Origin of the sequence: Nonomuraea sp. NPDC049419 (genome assembly GCF_040676995.1) — a bacterium.
Classification (GTDB): domain Bacteria; phylum Actinomycetota; class Actinomycetes; order Streptosporangiales; family Streptosporangiaceae; genus Nonomuraea; species Nonomuraea salmonea.
In genome coordinates, this window is record NZ_JBFAQB010000002.1 from 498,114 (window position 1) to 521,320 (window position 23,207).

General features: G+C 71.8%; 23 protein-coding genes. 6 read left to right on the forward strand and 17 right to left on the reverse strand.

The features are described 5' to 3' along the window. Nucleotides 1-196 precede the first annotated feature (196 nt). Nucleotides 197-1,921, forward strand: a complete 1,725-nt coding sequence (locus AB0K12_RS07550) for an ABC transporter ATP-binding protein (protein ID WP_364556493.1) — start codon at nucleotides 197-199, stop codon at nucleotides 1,919-1,921. Next, nucleotides 1,918-3,771 (forward strand): ABC transporter ATP-binding protein, encoded by a 1,854-nt coding sequence (locus AB0K12_RS07555; RefSeq protein WP_364556494.1) that lies wholly within the window; start codon nucleotides 1,918-1,920, stop codon nucleotides 3,769-3,771. The genes AB0K12_RS07550 and AB0K12_RS07555 overlap by 4 nt, the downstream gene beginning before the upstream one ends. Nucleotides 3,772-3,836: 65 nt before the next feature. Here AB0K12_RS07555 and AB0K12_RS07560 read toward each other — a convergent pair whose 3' ends face one another. Genes AB0K12_RS07560 through AB0K12_RS07580 form a run of 5 tightly spaced genes read right to left on the reverse strand, consistent with a single transcriptional unit; the run spans nucleotide 3,837 to nucleotide 6,327 of the window. Then, nucleotides 3,837-4,139: a hypothetical protein gene (locus tag AB0K12_RS07560; RefSeq protein WP_364556496.1), complete on the reverse strand. Its 303-nt coding sequence runs from the start codon at nucleotides 4,137-4,139 to the stop codon at nucleotides 3,837-3,839. A gap of 57 nt (nucleotides 4,140-4,196) precedes the next feature. Continuing rightward, nucleotides 4,197-4,538 (reverse strand): DUF202 domain-containing protein, encoded by a 342-nt coding sequence (locus AB0K12_RS07565; RefSeq protein ID WP_364556498.1) that lies wholly within the window; start codon nucleotides 4,536-4,538, stop codon nucleotides 4,197-4,199. Between the two features lie 13 nt (nucleotides 4,539-4,551). Then, nucleotides 4,552-4,884, reverse strand: coding sequence for a DUF202 domain-containing protein (locus AB0K12_RS07570; RefSeq protein WP_345387087.1), 333 nt, complete (start codon nucleotides 4,882-4,884; stop codon nucleotides 4,552-4,554). A 56-nt stretch (nucleotides 4,885-4,940) separates the two neighbouring features. After that, the gene (locus AB0K12_RS07575) at nucleotides 4,941-5,327 is read right to left on the reverse strand and encodes a hypothetical protein (RefSeq protein WP_364556499.1); all 387 of its coding nucleotides are present in this window, start codon (nucleotides 5,325-5,327) and stop codon (nucleotides 4,941-4,943) included. A gap of 46 nt (nucleotides 5,328-5,373) precedes the next feature. Next, nucleotides 5,374-6,327: an alpha/beta hydrolase gene (locus tag AB0K12_RS07580; RefSeq protein ID WP_364556502.1), complete on the reverse strand. Its 954-nt coding sequence runs from the start codon at nucleotides 6,325-6,327 to the stop codon at nucleotides 5,374-5,376. A gap of 200 nt (nucleotides 6,328-6,527) precedes the next feature. On the opposite strand from AB0K12_RS07580, the gene bla reads away from it, so the two are divergent. Next, the gene (gene bla, locus AB0K12_RS07585) at nucleotides 6,528-7,484 is read left to right on the forward strand and encodes a class A beta-lactamase (protein WP_364556504.1); all 957 of its coding nucleotides are present in this window, start codon (nucleotides 6,528-6,530) and stop codon (nucleotides 7,482-7,484) included. Continuing rightward, nucleotides 7,484-9,652: a transglycosylase domain-containing protein gene (locus AB0K12_RS07590; protein ID WP_364556506.1), complete on the forward strand. Its 2,169-nt coding sequence runs from the start codon at nucleotides 7,484-7,486 to the stop codon at nucleotides 9,650-9,652. The genes bla and AB0K12_RS07590 overlap by 1 nt, the downstream gene beginning before the upstream one ends. A 4-nt stretch (nucleotides 9,653-9,656) precedes the next feature. Here AB0K12_RS07590 and AB0K12_RS07595 read toward each other — a convergent pair whose 3' ends face one another. After that, on the reverse strand, nucleotides 9,657-10,445 hold the full coding sequence (locus AB0K12_RS07595; RefSeq protein ID WP_364556508.1) for an NAD(P)-dependent oxidoreductase: 789 nt from the start codon (nucleotides 10,443-10,445) through the stop codon (nucleotides 9,657-9,659). A 30-nt stretch (nucleotides 10,446-10,475) separates the two neighbouring features. Further along, nucleotides 10,476-11,054, reverse strand: a complete 579-nt coding sequence (locus AB0K12_RS07600) for a UTRA domain-containing protein (RefSeq protein WP_364556509.1) — start codon at nucleotides 11,052-11,054, stop codon at nucleotides 10,476-10,478. 89 nt (nucleotides 11,055-11,143) lie between these two features. On the opposite strand from AB0K12_RS07600, the gene AB0K12_RS07605 reads away from it, so the two are divergent. Then, the gene (locus AB0K12_RS07605) at nucleotides 11,144-11,401 is read left to right on the forward strand and encodes a UBP-type zinc finger domain-containing protein (RefSeq protein ID WP_364556510.1); all 258 of its coding nucleotides are present in this window, start codon (nucleotides 11,144-11,146) and stop codon (nucleotides 11,399-11,401) included. A 64-nt stretch (nucleotides 11,402-11,465) separates the two neighbouring features. Here AB0K12_RS07605 and AB0K12_RS07610 read toward each other — a convergent pair whose 3' ends face one another. Both AB0K12_RS07610 and AB0K12_RS07615 read right to left on the reverse strand, forming a co-directional pair. Then, a complete protein-coding gene (locus tag AB0K12_RS07610) occupies nucleotides 11,466-13,046 on the reverse strand; it encodes a Na+/H+ antiporter (protein ID WP_364556511.1) in 1,581 nt (526 codons plus the stop codon). Nucleotides 13,047-13,137: 91 nt separating this feature from the next. Continuing rightward, nucleotides 13,138-14,187 (reverse strand): hypothetical protein, encoded by a 1,050-nt coding sequence (locus AB0K12_RS07615; RefSeq protein ID WP_364556513.1) that lies wholly within the window; start codon nucleotides 14,185-14,187, stop codon nucleotides 13,138-13,140. A 374-nt stretch (nucleotides 14,188-14,561) separates the two neighbouring features. Between AB0K12_RS07615 and AB0K12_RS07620 the strand changes: the two genes are divergently transcribed. After that, nucleotides 14,562-16,556, forward strand: a complete 1,995-nt coding sequence (locus tag AB0K12_RS07620) for an ATP-dependent DNA helicase (protein WP_364556515.1) — start codon at nucleotides 14,562-14,564, stop codon at nucleotides 16,554-16,556. A 138-nt stretch (nucleotides 16,557-16,694) separates the two neighbouring features. Here AB0K12_RS07620 and AB0K12_RS07625 read toward each other — a convergent pair whose 3' ends face one another. From AB0K12_RS07625 to AB0K12_RS07660, 8 genes are all read right to left on the reverse strand, one after another. Further along, nucleotides 16,695-17,450, reverse strand: coding sequence for an SGNH/GDSL hydrolase family protein (locus AB0K12_RS07625; protein ID WP_364556517.1), 756 nt, complete (start codon nucleotides 17,448-17,450; stop codon nucleotides 16,695-16,697). After that, on the reverse strand, nucleotides 17,447-17,881 hold the full coding sequence (aroQ, locus tag AB0K12_RS07630; RefSeq protein ID WP_345387107.1) for a type II 3-dehydroquinate dehydratase: 435 nt from the start codon (nucleotides 17,879-17,881) through the stop codon (nucleotides 17,447-17,449). Before aroQ ends, AB0K12_RS07625 begins: the two co-directional genes overlap by 4 nt. Further along, nucleotides 17,878-18,948 (reverse strand): 3-dehydroquinate synthase, encoded by a 1,071-nt coding sequence (gene aroB, locus AB0K12_RS07635; protein WP_364556519.1) that lies wholly within the window; start codon nucleotides 18,946-18,948, stop codon nucleotides 17,878-17,880. Before aroB ends, aroQ begins: the two co-directional genes overlap by 4 nt. Next, nucleotides 18,945-19,448, reverse strand: a complete 504-nt coding sequence (locus AB0K12_RS07640) for a shikimate kinase (protein WP_355423968.1) — start codon at nucleotides 19,446-19,448, stop codon at nucleotides 18,945-18,947. The genes aroB and AB0K12_RS07640 overlap by 4 nt, the downstream gene beginning before the upstream one ends. Continuing rightward, nucleotides 19,445-20,626, reverse strand: coding sequence for a chorismate synthase (gene aroC, locus AB0K12_RS07645; protein WP_364556522.1), 1,182 nt, complete (start codon nucleotides 20,624-20,626; stop codon nucleotides 19,445-19,447). Before aroC ends, AB0K12_RS07640 begins: the two co-directional genes overlap by 4 nt. Nucleotides 20,627-20,670: 44 nt before the next feature. Next, complete coding sequence (locus tag AB0K12_RS07650) at nucleotides 20,671-21,252, reverse strand: A24 family peptidase (protein WP_364556524.1); 582 nt, start codon at nucleotides 21,250-21,252, stop codon at nucleotides 20,671-20,673. A gap of 167 nt (nucleotides 21,253-21,419) precedes the next feature. Continuing rightward, nucleotides 21,420-21,962, reverse strand: coding sequence for an SseB family protein (locus AB0K12_RS07655; protein WP_364556525.1), 543 nt, complete (start codon nucleotides 21,960-21,962; stop codon nucleotides 21,420-21,422). A gap of 132 nt (nucleotides 21,963-22,094) precedes the next feature. Next, nucleotides 22,095-23,186, reverse strand: coding sequence for a ring-opening amidohydrolase (locus AB0K12_RS07660; RefSeq protein WP_364556527.1), 1,092 nt, complete (start codon nucleotides 23,184-23,186; stop codon nucleotides 22,095-22,097). Nucleotides 23,187-23,207 lie beyond the last annotated feature (21 nt).

The following is a 23,207-nucleotide window of genomic DNA, read 5'->3' on the forward strand; positions in this document are numbered from 1 at the left end:
TTTACGGACCGGCCGAAAGTGCATGACTATTCACGTTTTCCCACGTCATGTACAGAAAACCCACCCTGAGGCCACAGAAAATCGGTTGATCTGACGTATTAGCCTAGAAGGGATGCCTCCCGATACGCACCAACCTCGCCCTGCCCTGCCGTCTTCCAGATCCTCCTCCGGGCTCTCCGCCAACTCCCTGTGGCGGATGCGGTCCTACCTCCGCCCATACGTCTTACGGCTGGTCGTCATCTGGCTGACCGCACTCGTCGGCGTCGGCCTGGTGATCGTCTTCCCTCTCATCATCGAGAAGGTCATCGACGGGCCCGTGGCCGACAAGGACCCCGGCGCTCTGCTGCCGCTCGGCCTGCTGGCGGTCGGCGTGGGCGCGCTCGAAGCGCTGCTGATCTTCTTCCGGCGCTTCATCCAGGTCAAGCCGGTGCTCGGCCTGGAGACCGCCATCCGCGACGACCTCTACGCCCACCTGCAGCGCCTGCCCATGGCCTTCCACGGCGACTGGCAGTCGGGCCAGCTGCTGTCACGGGCGACGACGGACCTGTCGACCCTGCGGCGCTTCCTCGGCTTCGGCGCGCTGTTCCTGGTCATGAACGTGCTGCAGGTCGTCACCGTCACCGTGCTGCTGCTCAACAAGTACTGGCCGCTCGGCCTGCTGGTGCTGGCCTCGGTCGTGCCGATCGTGATGACCTCCCAGCGCTTCGAGCGGCGCTACATCAAGATCTCCCGCCAGGTCCAGGACGAGCAGGGCGACCTCGCCACGTTCGTCGAGGAGTCGGCGATCGGCATTCGCACGATCAAGGCGTTCGGCCGCCGCCACCACGTCTTCGACCGCTACGACGAGGCCGCGCTCAAGGTCTACGGCTCCTCGATGAGCAAAGTGCGGCTGTCGGCGAAGTTCTTCTCCTTCCTGGAGATCGTGCCCAACATCACGCTCGCTCTGGTGCTGCTGCTCGGCGCGCTGGCGGTCGGCTCCGGCGCGCTGACGCTGGGCGCGCTGGTCGCCTTCACCACGCTGATGCTGCAGCTCGTCTGGCCGGTGGCGAGCCTCGGCTACCTGCTGGTCATGGCACAGGAGGCGATGACCTCCGCCGACCGGCTGATGGAGGTCATGGACACCGTCCCCACCATCGAGAGCGGCTCGGACGTCATCGAGGAGCCGCGCGGTCACCTGCGCTTCGAGGGCGTCGGCTTCCGCTTCGCCGACTCCGAGCAGCCCGTGCTCCAGGACGTCTGGCTGGACGTGCGGCCGGGCGAGACGGTCGCCATCGTGGGAGCCACGGGGTCGGGCAAGACCACCCTGACCGCGCTGGTGCCCCGCCTGCTCGACCCCACCTCCGGCCGGGTCACGATCGACGGTCACGACGTCCGCGACCTCGACCTCAAGCAGCTGCGCCAAGTGGTCGCCACCGCGTTCGAGGAGCCCACGCTGTTCTCGATGAGCGTGCGCGAGAACCTCATGCTGGGCCGGCTCGACGCCACCGAGGAGGAGCTGGAGCAGGCCATCCAGACCGCGCAGGCGATGTTCGTCCACGACCTGCCGTGGGGTCTCGACACCCGCATCGGCGAGCAGGGCCTGTCGCTGTCCGGCGGGCAGCGGCAGCGGCTCGCCCTGGCCAGGGCGGTGCTCAGCAAGCCGCGCATCCTCGTGCTCGACGACACGCTGTCCGCGCTCGACGCCGAGACCGAGGCCCTCGTCGAGGAGGCGCTGCGGCACGTGCTGCGCGACGCGACCGGCATCGTGGTCGCCCACCGCGCCTCCACGGTGCTGCTGGCCGACAAGGTCGCGCTGCTGCGCGACGGCACGATCACGCACGTCGGCCAGCACCGCGAGCTGCTGGCGCAGGTGCCGGAGTACCGCGAGCTCCTGGCGCAGGACGCCGACTTCGACGACGCGGCGGAAGGAGCGCTGCGATGACGACGACGGCGACCACCACGGCTCCCGAGAAGAACGCCTCCTGGCGTGGCGTCGGCTCCGAGGACCAGGACGAGCTGTCGGAGAAGGTGTCGGTGCTGCTGCGGGCCCGCTCGCGGCGGCTGCTCGGCGATCTCCTGCGGCCGTACCGGAAGAAGATCGCGCTGCTCGTCCTGATCATCGTGATCTCCAACGCGGCCGGGCTGTCGATCCCGTTCCTGGTCTCGGTCGGCATCGACCAGGGCATCCCGCCGATCACCGGCGGCCAGGCCCCGACGGTGCTGCTCACCGTGGTCGGGGTGATCCTGGCCGCCGCGGTCACCCAGGCGCTGGCCCGCCAGGCGTTCCTGCGGCTGATGGGGACGGTCGGCCAGAGCATCCTGCTGACGCTGCGCAGGAGGGTGTTCGACCACTTCCAGCGGCTGTCGCTGAGCTTCCACGAGAAGTACACCTCGGGCCGGGTGATCTCCCGGCTGACCTCCGACATCGAGGCCATCGCCGAGCTGGTGCAGTCGGGGTTCGACGCGCTGGTCAAGGCGGTGCTGACGCTGGTCGGCACGGCGGTGCTGCTGCTGGTGCTGGACGTGCACCTCGGACTCGTGGCGCTGGTCCCGCTGCCGCTGCTGCTGCTGTTCACCAAGTGGTTCCAGCGGCAGTCGGCGGTCGTCTACCGGCGGACGAGGGAGACGGTCGCCCTGGTGATCGTGCACTTCGTGGAGTCGATGATCGGCATCCGCGCGGTGCAGGCGTTCCGCAGGGAGCCGCGTAACCAGGAGATCTTCGAGCAGCTCAACGACGACTACCGCGACGCGAACGCGCGCAGCATGATCCTCGGCGCGACGTTCATGACCGGCATCAAGCTGATCGGCAACATGACGATCGGCGCGGTGCTGCTCTACGGCGGCTACCTCGCCCTGCACGGCGAGGTGGAGGTCGGCGTGCTGGCCGGGTTCATGCTCTACCTGCGCCAGTTCTACGAGCCGATGCAGGAGATCAGCCAGTTCTACAACACGCTGCAGTCGGCCGGCGCGGCGCTGGAGAAGCTGTCCGGCGTGCTGGAGGAGGAGCCCGGCGTGCCGGAGCCGCGCGAGCCCGCGGCGCTGCCGGGCGGCCGGGCGCAGGGCAAGGTGCGCTTCGACGGCGTCGAGTTCTCCTACGTCAAGGAGATGCCGATCCTGCCGCGCCTCGACCTGACCATCCCGGCCGGGCAGAGCGTGGCGCTGGTCGGCGCGACCGGCGCGGGCAAGACCACGCTGGCCAAGCTGATCTCCCGCTTCTACGACCCGACCGAGGGCCGCGTGCTGCTCGACGGCGTGGACCTGCGCACGCTCGACGAGCCGACGCTGCGCCAGGCGGTGGTCATGGTGACGCAGGAGAACTTCCTGTTCGACGGCACGGTGGCGGACAACATCAGGTTCGGCCGCCCCGACGCCACCGACCACCAGGTACGCGAGGCGGCCAAGGCCATCGGCGCCCACGAGTTCATCTCGTCGCTGCCCGACGGCTACGACACCGAGGTGGGCAAGCGCGGCGGGCGCATGTCGGCCGGTCAGCGCCAGCTCGTCGCGTTCGCGCGGGCGTTCCTCGCCGACCCTGCCGTGCTCATCCTCGACGAGGCCACCTCCAGCCTCGACGTGCCGAGCGAGCGGCTGGTGCAGCGGGCGCTGCGGACGATCCTCGCCGAGCGCACCGCGCTGATCATCGCGCACCGGCTGTCCACGGTGGAGATCGCGGACCGGGTGCTGGTGATGGAGCACGGCCGCATCGTCGAGGACGGGCCGCCGGCCCAGCTCATCGCCGCGTCCGGCCGTTTCGCCGGGCTGCACCAGGCGTGGCTGGAGAGCCTCAGCTAGAGGGTTCCGGCTCCGGCGCTCCTGTAGGGGTGCCGGAGCCGGCTCTGTATGGAGGGTCGGGGAGTTCAGTACAGCGGCGGGCGTACCGGGCTGATCAGCGGCGTCTCGTCGGGGACGGCGGGCTCCGCCGCCCTCCTCAGCTCCGGATGGCGTGACAGGTAGCCGTCGGGGAAGGTCGTGGCCCGCTGGCAGCCGCATCGCGGGCAGATGGCGCCCGACGAGGGCGGCGAGACGGGCAGCCCGGCGCGCAGCCAGATCTCACCCGCGTTGCCGTGACGGTCCTCCTGATGCCTGACGACGTATTCCTCCTCCCACACGTGCCAGCAGCGCTGACACTCGAAAGGCACGATCCGCAGTTCTTCTTCCATGAGGTCACCCCCTGCTTCCGAGTGTCCGCCTCCCTCCCGGCGTGTCGCAACCCGGCCCTACCGCATGGTGAACACAAAGGTCACGGCGCCCGCGACCACGCTGAGTGTGCCGAGCCAGGCGACGATCGCGTCGAGCCCGGCGTCGAGGGGGCGGCCGCCGTGCAGGGCGGCCTGCACGCGGCGGAAGCGCCGCCTGGTCCTGATCAGCAGCACGGCGCCGCAGAGCGCGGCCAGCGCGAACGCGGCGATGGCGGGCGCCGGCAGGCCGCTGCGCAGCGCGACGCCGGCGGCGCCGAGCCCGCCGGTGGACAGCGCCACGGCGGTGCGCACCCAGGCGAGCCGGGTGCGCTCGCTCTGCAGGCCCTCGTCCCAGATCTCCTCTTCCGGAGTGATGCCCACGGCGTCCTCGCCGTCAGCCCCGCGCCGACAGGATGATCAGGACGAGGGCGGCCACGGCGACGGCGGCGACGCCGTAACCGAAGACGGCCGCGAGCGCGGGCGGCGGGAGCGGCGCCTGCTTGCGCAGCGCGCGCTGGATGTTGCGCCAGCGCGGGTACGCCATGCCGGCCGCCAGCGCGGACAGGGTGACGAGCGCGATGGCCAGGCACGTACGCAGCCACGGCACGAACACGTCGGACGGCACCGCCGCGATGGCCACCCCACCCGCGCTGAGCGCCAGCGCCGTGCTCAGCCAGGTGAGGAAGGTGCGTTCGTTGGCCAAGGTGAAACGCGGGTCGGGTTCCATGGAGAAACGGTAATTCGTCCCCATTTCCCCTAGAGATGCCGGGATTGTCCCTGGGGTCAGCTGCAGGCCTGCGCGACCTGGTTGACGTAGTCGGCGCTCTCGGTGGCGACCTTCTGGGCGGCGTCGACCGCGTCGTTGACGTCGTTGACCGTGATGCCGGTCAACGTGGCGGCCATGTTGTCGCTGGCCTCCTTGAGCGTGGTGTTGGCCGCCGAGTCGGCCACGTCGTTGAGCTTGGCCGCGGCGTTGTCGATCGCCTTGTCCATGGCCTGGGGGTCGTCGGTCAGCTTGGTGATCTCGGCGCCCAGCTCGGTGATGATCTTGGGCGCCTCGATGCAGGCCTGGGCCTTGTCGATGGTGTTATTGACCTCACTGCAACCGGCCGCGAGCACACATGAGGCGAAGAGGGCCAGGGGCACGAACCGGCTTTTGAGTGAACGCATACTTTGACCCTACCCAAGCAGGCGGCCACGTGGCGTGACCGAACGATCAGGGCAGCGTGGCCAGCCAATCGGTCAGCAGCCGGTTGACCTCCTGCGGGCGTTCCTGCTGCACCCAGTGACCGCAGCCGTCGATCAGGTGGCTGCCCGACATGCCGGGCATGGTCTGCGGGAACGCCTCGATGGCGCCCGCCAGCCACCGTACGCCCGCGTCCTGCGCGCCCGCGACGAACAGCGACGGCTGCGGGATCGGGGCGCCGTCCCAGGCCGCGAGATCCTCCCAGTCGCGGTCCACGTTGCGGTAGCGGTTGAGCCCGCCGGTCAGGCCGGTGCGCTCGAACTCGCCCGCGTAGACGTCGAAGTCCTCCTCGCCGAGCCAGGACGGCAGCGCGCCCTTCGGCCAGCGGTCGCGCAGCCGGCCGCCGGCGGGCAGGAAGAAGGCACTCTCGCCCGGCCCGTCCGCCGACAGCGCGGCGTAGCAGCCGGCGAGCCACCCTCGCACGTCGGACTCGATCTCCGCCTCGGCCCGCCCTGGCTCCTGGAAGTAGCTGACGTAGAACTCCTCCTCGCCGCCCATCGCCGCGAACGCGTCGGCGGGCCGGAGCGGGCCGCGCGGCGCGTACGGGACGCTGAACAGCGCGACCGCGCGGAACAGGTCGGGCCGCAGCAGCGCGCTGTGCGCGGCGATGCCCGACCCCCAGTCGTGCCCGGCGATCACCGCCGGCCCTCCGCCCGGCTCCCGCACCACGGCCACACAGTCGGCGACGAGCTCCAGCATCCGGTACGCCGCCACCCTGGCCGGCTTGACCGACCGCCCGTAGCCGCGCACGTCCATCGCCACCGCCCGGTATCCGGCGGCGGCCAGCGCGGGCAGCTGGTGGCGCCACGAGTACCACGATTCGGGGAAGCCGTGCACCAGCAGCACCAGGGGCCCGTCGCCCTGCTCCGCCACGTGGATGCGCCCCGCGGGCCCCTCGATCAGCCGATGCGTGATGTCCTTCATGTCATCCTCCTTTCCCAGCACTATGGGCCGCTCGCGAGGGCGGCGGGTAACCACGTTGCCGATCCGGCAAAATGGGCACTGACCTGCAAGGATATGGAAAGCGATATGAATGCTTTCGCGATATCGCTATTAGACATGGCGCTTTCGCGTCTGCTTTGCTCCTGCCCTCTGATCTGATCGAACGACGGCAAGGACTTGGCATGCGACACCTTCGTGCCCGGCGGCTCTCGGCCGCGGTGCAGGCGACTGCGTTGACCCTCTCGCTGCTGGCCGGCGGGGCCGCGACCGCGAGCCCCGCCACCGCCTCGGCGGCCACGGCCTCGGCGGTCACCGCCGAGCTCTCCGGCCAGGCGCTGGTCAGCAAGGAACTGCGGGCGCTTGAGTCGTCCTTCAAGGGGCGCATCGGGGCGTACGCGATCGACACGGCGACGGGGAGGACGGTGGCCTACCGATCGGGTGAGCGGTTCCCGCTGCTGTCCACGTTCAAGGCGGTGGCGTGCGGCGCGGCGCTGCACAAGGCCCGCACGTCCGAGCCCGGCCTGATGAACAAGCGGGTGAAGTGGACGGAGGCCGAGGTGAAGCCGAACTCGCCCACCACGGAGAAGCACGTCAAGGACGGGCTGACGGTCGCGCAGCTCTGCAAGGCCGCCATCACGCTGAGCGACAACACCGCGGGCAACATGGTGCTCAAGCAGCTCGGCGGGCCCGCCGGGCTGACCAGGTACTTCCGCAGCCTCAAGGACCCGGTCTCGCGGCTGGACCGCTGGGAGACCGAGCTGAACGACTGGACGCCCAAGGACAAGCGCGACACCACCACCCCCTCGGCAATCGCCCGCGACCTGCGCCTGCTCACCGCGGGCAAGGCGCTGCACCCCAAGGACCGCGCGCAGCTCAACCGCTGGCTCATCGCGAACGAGACCGGTGACGCCCGCATCCGCGCCGGCCTGCCGAAGAAGTGGACCATCGGCGACAAGACCGGCACCAACCAGGAGATCGGCGCGGGCAACGACGTCGCGATCGCCTGGCCGTCCGGCCGCTCGCGCGAGCCGATCATCCTCGCCGTCTACACCAACCGCACGGCCGCCGGTCAGCCCGCCGACGACAAGGTGATCGCTCAGACCGCCACCATCCTGGCCCGCGGACTCGGCAGGCTCTGATGCGACGTCGGGGGACGAAGCTTCTGCGCCTCGCCGCGGCCGCCGCCGGGTCGGGCGTGCTCGTGGCCGCGATCGCGATCCCGGCCGTCGGGGGCATGGGGGCCGGGTTCGTGGCGGCGGCGGACGAGGTGAACCTCAAGCCGGTCGACCTCGCCGAGCCGCCGCCCGCAGAGGTGACGATCGTGCGGGACGCCAAGGGCGGCGAGATCGCCCGCTTCTACGAGGAGTACCGCGAGATCGTCGGCCTCGACGAGATCGCCGAGCAGATGCGGACCGCGATCGTGGCGATCGAGGACTTCCGCTTCTACGAGCACGGGGCCATCGACATCGAGGGCACGCTGCGCGCCCTCGCCACGAACCTGCAGACGGGCCGCACCAGCCAGGGCGGCTCCTCCATCACCCAGCAGTACGTCAAGCAGGTGCTGCTCAACTCGGCCGGCACCGAGGCGGAGCGGAACGCCGCCATCGAGGCCAGCTACGCGCGCAAGCTCAACGAGCTGCGGTACGCGATGGGGATCGAGCAGAAGTACACCAAGGACCAGATTCTCGAGAAATATCTGAACATCGCGTACTTCGGGGCGAGCGCGTACGGCGTCGAGGCCGCCGCCAAGCGGTTCTTCGGCGTCCACGCGGCCGACCTGACGCTGGCGCAGGCCGCCACGCTGGCCGGCGCCGTGCAGGACCCGAACGCCACCGACCCCAACCTCGGCCCTGAGCACCGGGAGCGGCTGCTGCACCGCCGCAACGTGGTGCTGAACCGGATGGCGGAGCTGGGCAAGATCACCGCTGAGGAGGCGGCCGCGGCCAAGGCCACGAAGCTCGGTTACAAGGGCACGCGCCTGCCCGGCGGCTGCGAGGCCAGCAAATATCCGTACTTCTGCCTGTATGTCCGGCACGAAATTCTGAGCAACCCCGACTTCGGCCGTACCGCCAAGGCCCGGCTGGCCATGCTCAACCGGGGCGGGCTCACCATCAGGACCACGCTCGACCCGGTCGCGCAGGCCGCCGCCGAGCGCGGCATCAAGCGATACGTGCACGCCTCAGACCGGGCCGTGGCCGCCGAGGCGCTGGTCCAGCCGGGCAGCGGGGCGATCAGGGCGATGGCCGCCAGCCGGCGGTACGGGCCCGACGCCGGCAAGAACGAGATCTCGTACAACGTGGTCGCCGACACCGCGCACGGGGGCGGTGTCGGATTCCAGCCGGGCTCGACGATGAAGACGTTCACGCTGATCACGGCGCTCAAGGAGGGCATGAAGCTGGACGACGGGCTCGCCGCGGGAGCGGGCTATCGGGCGCCGGCGTACTCGACGTTCAAGAACTGCGCAGGCCAGAGCATCGGCGACCCCACCCATACCGTCACCAACGACGAGGGCTCGCCCGGCTGGAAGACGCTGCGCACCGGCACGTGGGGCTCCGTCAACACCTTCTTCATGGAGCTGGAGCAGCGGGTCGGGCTCTGCGACACCGTCAAGACCGCGAAGTCGCTCGGCATCCGGCGCGCGGACGGCAAGAAGCTGCGCGAGTACGAGACGTTCACGCTCGGCATCAACGAGACCGACCCGGTGACGGTGGCCGCCGCCTACGCGGCGATCGCCGCCCGGGGCACCTACTGCGCGCCGATGGCCATCACCCACATCACCGACAGGGACGGCTCGACCACCCGCTACCGCCCCAAGTGCCGCGAGGCACTCGAACCCGCCATCGCCGACGCCACCGCCGAGGTGCTGTCGGGCGTGTTCACCGAGGGGACCATGCGGGGCGCGGGCGGCATCGGCCGGCCCGCCGCAGGGAAGACCGGCACCACCGACGGGTACGCCTCGGCCTGGTTCGCCGGCTTCACCCCCGACCTGGCCGGCGCCGTCAGCCTGGGCGATCCGCGGGGGTCGCAGCAGTACAAGCTGACCGGGGTGACGATCGGCGGGCGCTATTACGGGTCGGTGCAGGGGGCGAGCGTCCCCGGGCCGATCTGGCGGGAGACCATGATCCAGGCGCTGCGCAAGGTCCGTCCGACGCCGTTCGCCCCGATCCTCACCAGCCGCTTCGAGGGCTGCACGACGGGCTGCCCGCCGGTGAAGCCGGAGAAGGACGAGGACGAGGACGCGACGGGAGCCACCCCCACCCCCACGACCTCGCTCTCCCCCAGCCCCACTCCCACCACCGAACCGTGAGGTCTCACGCGGAGATGTGGGGAAGCGTGAACTCCGGGGTCGCGTAGGCGCCGCCTTGCAGCCGGTGGGCGGGTGCCGCCGGCTCGGGGAGGCGGTCGCGGTAGGTCTCGGCGTCGTCGCGCGGGCGGTAGCCGAGGTGCTCGTCGAGCTCCCAGAAGCGGCGGGTGTTGGCCGACACCGCGTAGGCGGCGCGGAACGACACCTCGGGACAGGTCAGGGCGGCCCACACGAACCCGGCGCAGTCGTGGGGGCTGAGCCAGGTGGCAAGATGGCGCGCCTCGGTGGGCTCGGGCTCCAGGCTGCCGATGCGCAGGCAGACCACTTCGAGCCCGAACTTGTCGGCGTAGAGCCGCCCGAGGGCCTCGGCGGCGACCTTGCTGACGCCGTAGAGGCCGTCGGGCCGGGGCGGCGCCTCGGCCGAGACGGTCTGCGCGGCCGGATAGCAGCCCGTCAGGCGGTTACTGCCGGCCAGCACCACGCGCCGCACCCCCTGCCGCCGGGCCGCCTCCAGCACGTGATGGGTGCCGAGCACGTTGCCGTCGAGCAGGTCGGGCAGGGGCGCCTCGTCGGGCACGCCCGCGAGGTGCACCACGGCGTCGGCGCCCGCGACCAGCGGCTCCAACGGGCCGGCGCCGCTCAGCTCGGCCTGCACGCACTCCTCGCCCGGCCCTTGCGCGACCATCGGCACCCGGTCGATCGAGGTCAGCCGGCGCACCCGGCGGCGCAGCGGCTCACGGAGCACCGACCCGACCCGCCCGGCGGCGCCGGTGAGAACAACACTCTGCACGATCATGCGGACAGTCTGCCGCCGCCTCCGACACTTTCAGAACTCGTCGTGTCCGGTGACCTGAGTGATGGTGAAGACGTGGCGGGTGGCGGCGCAGATCGTCTCCAGGGCGTGGACGGGCACGTCGTCCGTGGAGTAGCCGGTGCGCAGCACCTGGACGACCCACTCCCCCTCCGCCAGCTCCAGCGTCTCGCGCTCGAACGCGGTCGGCGGGCGGGCGACCAGCGTCTCCTCGGCGTGCCCGAACTCGTGGCCCAGCGCCACCAGCGCCGACTGCAGCGACGGCCGGACGAACCCGGGCTCGGCGATGCGGGTGCCGGCGAAGAGGTCGGCGCGGAAGAAACTGGTGGCGATGCGTACGGGGACGCCGGAGGCGGTCAGCAGCTTGCGCCGCGCGATGACGCCGCTGCCCGGCGGCACGCGCAGGCAGGCGGCGACATGATCGGGGGCGGGCTCCTCGCCGACGTACAGCATGCGGCGCCCCGCCTCCAGCCCCTGGCGCTCGGCCTCGGCCAGGAACAGGGACGTCGACGCGCGTACGGCGGGGTCGGTCGGCAGCGCCCGGCGCACCAGCACCCGCTGGGCCCCGGCGCCGGTGCCCTCTGTGACTCCCATGTCAGCCTCCTCGACGTGCGCAGGCATCCTACGCGCCCGCCACCGGCCCCGGTCCTGGGGATCGCCGGGCGGAGCATAGGATCGCGTACATGGCAACGTGCGAACATCTGTCACAAGCGGGCGACCCCGCCGCGAACACGCCGGAGGGCTGCGAGGAGTGCCTGGCCCACGGGGGGCGGTGGGTGCACCTGCGGCGCTGCCTGGAGTGCGGCCACATCGGGTGCTGCGACTCCTCGCCGGCCAAGCACGCCACCGCGCACTTCCACGAGACCGGCCACGCCGTCATGCAGTCGTACGAGCGGGGCGAGAACTGGCGCTGGTGCTTCGTCGACAGCCAGATGGGCTGACCCACCCCGGCGCCGGATCCGAGCCCTGGGCGCGCGGCCCTGACCGCCGGGCGCTCGGCCTCGGTCAGCGGTCGAGGATGGCCTCTTCGAAGTCGAGCTGCGCCATCACCTCGCGCAGCACCTCGTCATCGAGCCGCCGCTCGTCGCGCATGCGGACGAAGACCTCCCGCTCGGCCTGCAACATCCGCCGCCGCAACCGCCGGTAGAGCGCGCTCGGCGTCTCGGCGCCGCCGGGCCCCGTGCCGCCGCCGAGGCGTTCCCAGGCGGTCAGCGAGCGCCGCCACGACTTCTCCCTGAGCTGGTCGATGACCTGTTTCTGGATCTCGTCAGGCTCGTGGCCGTGCTCGGCGACCAGCCGGTCGAGCTCGGCCAGGCCCGCCTCCAGCGCCGCCTGCTGGGCGGCCGCCTCGGCCAGCCGGTCCTCGTAGCGCTCCTGCTCGCTCGACACCCGCAGCCTCCTGATCAGCGCGGGGAACGTGGTGCCCTGGATGAGCAGCGTGCCGATCACGGTGGTGAACGTCAGGAACAGCAGCATCGCCCGATCGCGCTCGGGCACGGTCTCGGGGATGGCGAACGCCGCCGCCAGCGAGACGACGCCCCGCATGCCCGCCCAGCTGAGGATCGCCGTCTGCTGCCCGGTCGGCCGCGCCTCTCCCCCGCGGATCATTGCGATCAGGTACGAGTACGCGAACATCCAGACGAACCGGACGGCGATCGTCACCCCCAGCACCGCCACCGCGTACCCCGCGACCTGCCACGGCCGATAACCGGCGATGCCCTCGATCACGGGCACGAGCTGCAGCCCGATCAGCGCGAACACCACCGTCTCGAGGAAGAAGACGATGACCCGCCACACGGCGTCGGACACCAGCCGGGTGCCGAACCCGCGCAGATGCATGCGGTTGCCGAGATAGAGGCCCACGATCACCACGGAGATCACGCCGGAGGCGTGCACCGACTCCGCCCCCAGGTAGGCGGCGAACGGGACGAGCAGCATGACCGTGTTGTCGACCAGCGAGTCCCTGGTGCGTTCGAGCACCCACGCGCATCCGAACGCCAGCGCCAGCCCGATCGCCGCCCCGCCCACGGCGGCGAGCAGGAACTCGCCCATCCCGTGCCAGAGGCTGATGGCGCCACCGGTGGCCGCGCCGATGGCGACGCGGTAGAGCGTGAGCGCGGTGGCGTCGTTGAACAGGCTCTCGCCGACGAGGATGGTCAGCGGCCGGCGCGGCAGCCCGAGACGGCGGCCGACCGCGACGGCCGCCACCGCGTCGGGCGGCGCGACGATCGCGCCGAGCGCGAACGCCAGCGCGAGCGGCAGGGCGGGCAGCAGGAGGTGGACGAGCAGCCCGACCACGACCGTGGTGAACAGCACCAGCCCCACCGACAGCAGCCCGACCGACTTCCTGACGTCGCGCAGGCGCAGGTAGGAGCTGTCGAGGGCGGCGGAGTAGAGCAGCGGCGGCAGGAAGACGTAGAGCACGAGCTCGGGGTCGAGCGGCACCGCGGGCACCAGCGGCGAGACCAGCAGCCCGGCCGCGACCAGCAGCAGCGGGGCCGGCCAGCCCCTGCGCCGCGCGAACGCCGCCACGGCGACCGCGCCACCGGCCAGCAACAGCAGTTGCGGGCCCATGCCGAACCCCACCAGCGCCCCCTCCGTCAGGTCACGGCCGTGTCAGCCGATCGTCTCGCGGTGAAGAGTACCCGGCGGCGCGAGGGCGGCGGTCACCAGGCGGTCACCACTCCCTGCGGTCGCTTCTTTCGTGGTAATCGGGCTGGTCAGGGCGCAGGCGCTCGCCCGTGGAGAACATGGGGTCCCCGACGTACGGCCGGGTCAGCTCGGCCTCGGACTGCGGGTACTGCTGCTGCTCCTGGCGGCCGAGCGCGAGCAGCGGATCGACCGGGTTGGCCTGGCCGGCCGGCGGGTTCTGGTAGGAGCCGTAGTCGTCGGGGGCGGGCTGCGGCGGCTGCCTGCGGCGGCCCGCTCCCGGGATGCCGTGCATGGGCGTGCCCAGGCCCGCGGTGCTGGGCTGCGGCTCGGGCCGCTGCTGGGGCTGCGGCTGCTGGGGCTGGGCCTGCTGCTGGTAGCCGTCGGCGCGCCGGCCCGCGTAGGGGTCGGAGGGGGAGGGGTAGGCGTCGGCGGCGTACTGGTCGTGGCGGGGCTGCGCCTGCTGGTAGGGGTCGGCGGCCTGCGAGGGGAAGCCCAGCGGGTCGGTGCTCAGCGGCGACGGGCGGCGCTGCTCGCCGGGGAACTGGTAGACGGGGTCCTGGTCGACGTACTGCGGGCCGGTGAACGGCTCGGGCTGCCTGCCCTGCTGCTGGGCGTAGCGCGGATCGCTGAGCGGGTCGCCGGTGTACTGCGGGCCGCTGTAGGGGTCGCCGGTGTACTTCGGCTGGGGGCCCGTCGACTCGACGTACTGCGGGCCCGTGAAGGGGTTGCGCTGGTCACCGTACTGCTCGCGGGGCGCGGTGGTCTCGCCGTACGCCTCGCGCTGGGCGCCCGCGTCACCGTACGAGGCGACGAGCTTGTCCTGGTGGGGCGGGTTGCCCCGGGCCACGAGCACGTCGTTGGGCGACAGCGCCGCCGTGGGACGGTCGTCCAGCGGCTGGCCCTGAGGCTGCTGCGCCTGGGGCTGCTGAGGCTGGGGCGGCCGGTGGTATTGACCGGTGCCGGGGATGACCTCGGTGCCCGGGTCGTGCGCCGGCACGGCGGGCTGCTCGCCGGTCGCCTCTGCGTACCCCTCATCGAGGGTGTCGAGCAGCCGGCCGACATCCTCCATCGGCATGCGGAAGCTCGCTGTGCACATCTCCCCGCGCCACAGGCTGAGGACGAGCGTGCCCTCATGCCACGTGACACGCAGGCACCGCTCCTGACCTCGCGCATCGAAGAAGACTTCGCCGAACGACGGCAACGGGACAACTTCCGACATGGCAGACATATTGCTTTAACCAGCCTTTATTCGTCCACTCAACCCCGGAAAACCCTACTTAACCGGCCTTCCCATCTACTCCCGGAACCCCTCTGGTCACATCCGGTGACGTCCCCCACCTGCCAGTCGGCGTTCCGATCGCCCAGTGTGCCACGCAACCCGCCGGGAGTTTCCTGGAACGCCGGGATGCGTCTGGCCGATCACACCGCGTTCGGCGCGGCGACCCCGGAATGCGGGTAGCGTTTACTGCCGTGCCCGACTCCCATCTCCCGCCAGTGGACGAACTGCTCAGCATCGCGGTAAACGCTCTCGGAGGGAGCGAACGCCAGGGCCAGATCACCATGGTGCGGGCCGTGCAACACGCCATCGACGCGGAAGAGCACCTGGCCGTCCAGGCGGGCACCGGCACGGGGAAGTCGCTGGCCTATCTGGTGCCGTCGATCCGCCACGCGATGGACAGCGACGCGCCCGTCGTGATCTCCACGGCCACCATCGCGCTGCAGCGCCAGCTCGTCGACCGCGACCTTCCCCGCCTGTCCGAGGCGCTGGGCAAGGAGCTGCCCCACGAGCCCACGTACGCGATCCTCAAGGGCCGCCGCAACTACCTGTGCCGCTACAAGGCGAGCGCGGGCTGGCCCGAGGACGACGAGCAGGACCAGCTGTTCGACCCGCGCGAGGTGAGCGCGACGGGGCGCATGGTGCAGCGCATCCAGGAGTGGGCCGAGGAGACGGAGACCGGCGACCGCGACGAGCTGGTGCCGGGCGTCAGCGAGCAGGCGTGGCGGCAGTTCTCGGTCAGCGCGCAGGAGTGCCTGGGCGCGAGCCGCTGCCCGAGCGGCGCCGAGTGCTTCGCCGAGCTGGCCAGGGCCCGCGCCGGCGAGGTCGACGTCGTGGTGACCAACCACGCCTTGCTCGCCATCGACGCCATGGGCGAGCTGCCGGTGCTGCCCGAGCACCAGGTCGTCGTGGTCGACGAGGCGCACGAGCTGGTCGACAGGGTGACGTCCGTGGTGACGTCCGAGCTGTCGGAGGCATCCGTCATGCTCGCCGTACGCCGGGTCGGCCGCCTCATCGACCAGCCCATCGCCGACCAGCTCATGGAGGCGGGCGAAGACCTCAAGGCGCTGCTGGCCGCCGCTCCGCCCGGCCGCATCGACGAGCTGCCCCAGGTGCTCGGGCTGACCCTGCAGCTCATCCGCGACTCCGCCTGGCGCTGCGTCACCGCCCTGGGGCCGCGCAACGCCGACAAGGACGACCCCGACAAGGCGGGCCAGCGCAAGGCCGCGTTCACGGCGCTCGACGAGGTGCACGACACCGCCGTACGCATGCTCGACGCCTACGGCCACGCCTCCGAGGCCGACAGGGCCGAGGTGGTCTGGCTCGACGGCGGCACCGACCGCCGCCCGCCCGCGCTGCGGGTGGCGCCGCTCAGCGTCAGCGGCATGCTGCGCGACAAGCTGTTCGGCGAGCGCACGGTCGTGCTCACCTCGGCCACGCTGGCGCTCGGCGGCACGTTCGACGCGCTGGCCGCGCAGTGGGGGCTCGGCGAGGCGGGCAAGGACTGGCAGGGCATCGACGTCGGCTCCCCCTTCGACCACCCCCGCTCCGGCATCCTCTACGTCGCCAAGCACCTCCCCCAGCCCGGCCGCGACGGGCTGCCGCAGCAATACCTCGACGAGATCGCCGAGCTGATCGAGGCGGCCGGTGGGCGCACGCTGGGCTTGTTCTCCTCGATGCGGGCGGCCAAGGCGGCGACCGAGGCGCTGCGCGACCGGCTCGACGTGCCGCTGCTGTGCCAGGGCGACGACTCGACGATGCTGCTGGTCAAGCAGTTCGCCGAGGACGAGCCGACCTGCCTGTTCGGCACGTTGTCGCTGTGGCAGGGGGTCGACGTGCCGGGGCCGTCGCTGCGGCTGGTCATCATCGACCGCGTCCCGTTCCCCCGGCCCGACGACCCGCTGACCTCCGCCCGCCAGCGCCACGTGGCGGCCAGGGGCGGCAACGGCTTCATGGCCGTCGCCGCCAACCACGCCGCCCTGCTGCTGGCCCAGGGCGTCGGCCGGCTGCTGCGCTCGCAGGACGACAAGGGCGTCATCGCGGTCCTCGACCCCCGCCTGATGACGGCCCGCTACAGCGGCTTCCTGCTGGGCTCGCTGCCGCCGTTCTGGCGCACCACCGACCCGGCCGTCCCCCGCGCCGCCCTGAAGCGCCTCACCACCACCTGACCCCGGAGACGCCCGGCACGGCGGTGGCCCCGACGGCGGACACCGCCGCAGCACGGGGCGTGCGGCGCCTGAAACGGCGACAGGGACGCATGGAGACGGCCCCCGCGGTGGCCGCGGGAGCCTGGGTCGGGAGTTGGGTCAGGCCCAGGGGGCGAGGTCGGGGCGTTTGGCGGTGAGGCCGTCGCCCGAAGAGACGCCGCGCAGGCGGCGGGAGACCCACGGCACCAGGTGCTCCCGCATCCACTGGGCGTCCTCGCGACGCCGGGTGCGGGGGTCGACGGTGCGGGCCGGCCACTCCTTGCGCCAGTCCTCGAACGGCACGCCCAGCACGTCGAGCACCCGGGCGGCCACCAGCCGGTGACCGTCCTCGTTCATGTGCAGCCGGTCGGCGCTCCAGGCCCGCCAGTCGCGCAGCCCCTGCATCGACCACTGGTCGACGAGCCGGCAGCCGTAGAGGTCGGCGATGGAGCGCAGGTGCAGGTAGTAGATGGCGAACTTGCCGCGCATCCGCCGCATGATGGGCGTGTCACGCGGATCGACCCCGGTGAACAGCAGCACGTCGGCTCCGCCGGAGCGCAGGTCGCGTACGGCCCGCGCGAGCGTCTTCGCCATCACGTCGGGATCGCTGCCGGGCCTGAGCAGGTCGTTGCCCCCGGCGCAGAAGCTGACCAGGTCGGGCGCCATCTCGACGGCCAGCGGCACCTGCTCGGCCACGACCTGGTCGAGCAGCTTGCCGCGCACGGCCAGGTTGGCGTAGCGGAAGGAGGGGTCGTCGGCGGCGAGCCGCTCGGCCACCCGGTCGGCCCAGCCACGGTAGTGCCCGTCCGGACCGGGATCGTTCAGTCCTTCTGTGAAGCTGTCGCCGAGCGCGACGAAGGACTTGTAGTGCCTCATGAGGTGGTGATCATCTCCGCGATAGCGTGCAGCGCAAGGACGTATGACTGTAGTCCGAAGCCGGCGATCGTGCCCGTCGCCACCCCGGCCACGACGGAGGTATGGCGAAACTCTTCCCTCGCCGCGGGATTGGAGATGTGGACCTCGACGAGCGGGGCGGTGCGCTGGGCGATGGCGTCCTTGAGCGCGTAGGAGTAATGGGTGAAGGCGGCGGGGTTGAGCACGACGGGGATGCGGCCGTCGCACGCCTCGTGGATCCAGCCGATCATCTCGGCCTCGTCGTCGGTCTGGCGCACCTCGACGTGATGGCCGAGCTTGCGGCCGGTGTCGCGGCAGAGGGCGGCGAGGTCGTCCAGGGTGTCGGCGCCGTAGACGTCGGGCTCGCGCACGCCGAGCCGGCCCAGGTTGGGGCCGTTGAGGACGAGGATCATGCGGAGATCTCCTTGTAGGCGGCTTCGAGCAGCTCTTCCGCCGGATCTTCGAGGCGGCCCGGCCTGGCGAGGTCGTCGAGCACGACGAACCGCTGCTTGGCGCCGCGGTTCTTCTTGTCGAGCCGCATGTGGTCGCGCAGCCGCGGCCAGGCCTCGGCACGGTGGGTGGTCGGCAGGCCCACGGAGGTGAGGATGGCGCGGGTGCGGGCGACGACGTCGGCGCGGCCGGACAGCCTGGACAGCTCGGCGGCGTAGACCATGCCGACGGCGACCGCCTCGCCGTGGCGGATCGTGTAGTGCTCGTCGCGCTCGATGGCGTGGGCGAGCGTGTGGCCGTAGTTGAGGATCTCGCGCAGGCCGGCCTCGCGCAGGTCGGCACCCACGACGTCGGCCTTGACCCGGATCTTGCGCTCGATCAGCTCACGGGTGTGGGGGCCGTCGGGACGGGTGGCGGCCTCGGGGTCGGACTCGACCAGCCGCAGGATCTCGGGGTCGGCGATGAAGCCGCCCTTGATGATCTCGGCGAGGCCCGCGACATAGTCCGCCTTGGGCAGCCCGGCCAGCGTGGACAGCTCGCACAGCACGCCGGCGGGCGGCAGGAAGGTGCCGACGAGGTTCTTCCCCTCGGCGGTGTCGATGCCGTTCTTGCCGCCGACGGCGGCGTCGACCATGGCGAGCAGCGTGGTGGGCACGAGCACGACCTGGACGCCGCGCAGCCACGTGGCCGCCACGAACCCGGCGAGGTCGGTGGTCGCGCCGCCGCCGACGCCCACCACGGCGTCGGAGCGGGTCACGCCGTGGCGGCCCAGCTCGGACCAGAGCCGCGCGGCCACCTCGACGGTCTTGCACTGCTCGCCGTCGGGCACGGTCAGCTCGGCCACGTCGTAGCCGGCCCCGGCCAGCGCCTCGCGGACGGGCCTGGTGATCTCGGGCAGCGTCTCGGGGGCGATGACCGCGACCGTGCGCACGCCGGGCTTGAGCAGCGTGGCCAGCTCGGCCAGCACGCCGGTGCCGACCATGACGTCATAGGGGCTGTCGCCGCGTACGTGGATCCTGGTGGCGCTCACCCGGGCAGCCCCTTCACGATCTCGTCGGCCAGCTCTTCCGGCTCGCGCTTGTCGGTCACCACGGTCATCACGGCCAGCCGCTCGTAGATGGGCCGCCGCTCCTCCATCAGCGCCTTGAGGCGGCTGCGCGGGTTGAGCACCAGCAGCGGGCGGGCGCTGGCCAGGCCGACCCGCTGGACCGCGTCGGCCAGCCCGACCTGGAGGTAGACGACGGGCTGGCCGTCGAGCAGGGCCTGCGTCTCCTCGTGCAGCACGGCGCCGCCGCCGAGCGACAGGACGCCGTCGTGCTCGGCGAGCGCGCGGCGCACGGCCTCGTGTTCGAGCTCGCGGAAGCGCTCCTCGCCGTCCTCGACGAAGATGTCGGAGACGGGCTTGCCCGCCACCGCCTCGACGTCGGAGTCGGTGTCGCGGAACCCGACGCCGAGCCGCTCGGCGAGCAGCCGCCCGAGCGTGGTCTTGCCGGATCCGGGCGGCCCGATGAGCACGGCCTTGGCTGTCATTTGATCACCATGGAAGAGAGGTAGCCGGACAGGTTGCGGGCGACTTCCTCGACGGAGTCGCCGCCGAACTTCTCGATCGCCGCGTCGGCCAGCACCAGCGCGACCATCGCCTCGGCCACGATGCCGGCCGCGGGCACGGCGCACACGTCGGAGCGCTCGTGGTGGGCCTTGGCCGCCTCGCCGGTCTTGACGTCGATCGTGGCCAGCGCCCGCGGCACCGTGGAGATGGGTTTCATGGCGGCGCTGACCCGCAGGATCTCGCCGTTGGTCATGCCGCCCTCGACGCCGCCCGCCCGGTTGGTGATGCGGCGCACGCCGTCTGCTGTGGTGTATTCGATCTCGTCGTGGGCGCGGGAGCCCGGCCTGCGGGCGGTCTCGAAACCGTCGCCGACCGCGACGCCCTTGATCGCCTGGATGCCCATGAGCGCGCCCGCCAGGCGGGAGTCGAGCCTGCGGTCCCAGTGGGTGTAGCTGCCGAGACCGGGCGGCAGGCCGTAGGCGAGGACCTCGACGACGCCGCCGAGCGTGTCGCCCTCTTTGTGCGCCTTGTCGATGACGGCGACCATCGCGGCGCTGCCCTCGGGGTCGGCGCACCGGACCGGGTCGTCGTCGATCCTGCTGAGCTCGCCCGGGCCGGGCAGCGTCTCGGCCGGGGTGCGGGCGCCGCCGATCTCGGTGACGTGGCTGACGATGTCGACGCCGAGCGCCTGCTTGAGGAAGCGCCGCGCGACCTCGCCCAGCGCGACGCGGGCCGCGGTCTCGCGGGCGCTGGCCCTGTCGAGGACGTTGCGGGCGTCGTCGAAGCCGTATTTCTGCATGCCGGCCAGGTCGGCGTGGCCGGGGCGCGGGCGGGACCTCGGCGCGTTGCGCGCGAGGCCCTCGAGCTCGGCCGGGTCGACCGGGTCGGCCGCCATGACCTTCTCCCACTTCGGCCACTCGGTGTTGCCGACACGGATGGCGACCGGGCTGCCCATGGTGCGCCCGTGGCGTACGCCGCCGACGATCGTCACCTGGTCCTGCTCGAACTTCATCCGCGCGCCGCGGCCATAACCGAGCCTGCGGCGGCGCAGGGCCTCGTCGATGGCGGCCGTGGTCACCTCGACCCCGGCCGGCAGGCCCTCGAGGATGGCGACGAGTTCGGGCCCGTGGGACTCTCCGGCGGTCAACCAGCGCAACATGCGTACAAGTCTTCCACGTGCCGCCGAGTGGGATGTCCCTCCGCTCACCCAGCGAGACAGAGTGTCGTGAACGCGCCGAGCAGCATGAAGGGGCCGAACGGGAACTGGGTGTGCCTCGTGCCGCGCCCGGTCAGCAGCAGGACGAGGGCGTACAGGGCGCCGAGCACCTGCCCGGCGAGCGCGGCGGCGGCGACCGCCTCCCAGCCCAACGTGCCGCACGCCATGCCGATGAGCCCGGCCAGCTTCACGTCCCCGAACCCCATCGCATCCGGCCTGACCAGCCACAACACGCCGTAGACCGCGATGAGCGCCGCCCCTCCCGCCAGTGCGCCCGTCAGCTCGCCGGTGGGCAGGAGCGCGAGCGCCATGACCGGGTACGCGGGCAGCGTAATGGCGTCGGGCAACGTGCTGGTCCGCCAGTCGATCACCGCCAGCGCGGTGCCGATGACGGCGAAACACGCGTACGCCGGCCCCGCCCGCCACGCGATCACGGCCACCACGGCGGCACAGGTCAGCTCCACCGCCCCCGGGGCCGGCTCCCACGTCGGCCCGTCGTCGTAGGACCCCGCGAGCGCTCTGATCCGAGCCCCGCAGACCAGCCCCACCACCGCCATGATCCCGAACATGCCGCAGAACCTAACCCGCTCCTCCGCGCCAGGAGGGCCGATACGCACAACCGGCATGACGCCGCCGCGCGGGCGCGGCACCCCGCACACGCGGGATCATGCGCGCGAGCGAACGACGTTCATGCGCGAGCGGGGGGACCGCGCATGTGCGGTGCTGCTTGGGGTGGTCAGCTGGGCCTTCTGGAGAACCAGCGGCGTTTGGGCTTGGGCTGGGCGGGGGTCACCTTGGCGACGGTTACGCCGGTCAGTCGGTCCACTGTGCCGGATTCGACGGCGGCCAGGGCGCCCAGCACGTCGCCCTCGATCACGAACTGCACCGGGCCCGCCACGTCCACCACGACCGCCGCCGCCCGCTCCTGGACGGCTGCCCTGCACACCTGGAGCGTGGTGGCCTGGATCGGGCGGGCGTCGGGGCGCCACCTCGCCAGCGACTCCGCGCCGGTGAACGCGAGCACCGCCTGCCTGCCGTCCTGGCCGACGAGCTTGGGCAGCGCCATCTCGCTCTCCTTCTCCTGCCGCAGCCCGTGGGCGCCGACCTCGGTCTCGGTCAGCAGGGCGACCACGGGCACCAGCAGGCGTGCCGCGCCGAGCGCGTTGAGCACCTCGGCGGGGCCTGCCGTGCCCGCCTCGTAGGCGGCCAGGGCCGCGGCCACGGCGGGTGCGGCGGAGCCGTCGTCTTGCGGGTCGAGTGGCTGCGGGATGTTCGGCACAACGCCCGAGCCTATCCGCCACCCGCCTCACCCCGTCCGACGACTGCACCGGGCCCGTCCGGACGCACCGGGCCATCCGGAGATACGGCCGCGCCGAAGCACGTGGCGGGGCCCGGAGACCGGTCCGAGGCGCTAACCGAGGTCGGCGATGGCTGCGACGGGGCCGCCGCCCGACGGGCCCTGGTGGACGGCCGCCACCGAGACGAAGACGGCCGGGTCGCCCGTCACCGAGGCGGCCACGCCGCCCACTGCGGCCTTGATCTGGCGGTGCCAGTGGACGTCGGAGTCGTCCAGCATGATGTTGCGGCGGCCGCGGACGCGGCCCGATGGGTCGGCCTCGCATTTCATGAAGACGTTGACCAATCGTCCCCCGAGGTCCGACGGGTGGGGGCGGTCGGGGAGCGGGATGCCGGCGTCTTCGATGGCCTCCCAGATGCCGTCGGCGTCGAGCGCGTCCTTCATGACGCTGTGGCCGATGCGGTAGCGCCCGCCGATCCCGCGTACGTTGCCGACCAGCACGATCTGGGCCCGGTCCAGCTCGACGCCGGACGAGCAGGAGGCGACCGACGAGTACAGGGACAGGTCCTTGTGGATCTGGTCGGCGCTCGGCATCTCGATCTCGCCGAGCGCGACCGCGATGCCGAGCGCGGTGGTGGAGTTGGACAGGTCCATCGAGGGCCCGGTCTCCTCGATGGCGGTGTCCTGGCCGCGGCTCTTGGCGTCGGTGATGGTCGCGAGCGTGAGGAGCGGCGTCTTGGTCTGGACGTAGTGCACGTCGCGCGGGTCGTCGATGCCGGCGATCTTCATGGCCTCGCGTACGCCGGCCGCGACCTTCTCCACCATGGCCGGCCGCCCGATGTCCTCGGGCAGGATGACCTCGCTCATCGCGACGCCGACCGACAGCCGCGGCTCGTCGGACGGCGGCGCGTCGGCCGTGGTGGCGAAGATGGTGGCGTGGGGGCTGAGGATGCCGTCGGTGCCGCCGGACCACACGAGCGGCACGCTCTCCGGCGACGGATGCCCGTTCTCGGCGAGCACCTCGCGGAAGGCGCGGTCGGCGAGGATGCGGGTGTAGTCGTTGACGCCGCCGTTGCCCTCGGTCTTGCCGATGACGGCCAGCACCCGTTCGGCCTCGATCACCCCGTCGGCGATGAGACGTGACAGGCCGGAGGCGTCGGTGACGCTCTCGATCGGCACCTTACGCACTTCGATCGGGTCCGGCATGCGTTGCCCTCCTCTGCCCGG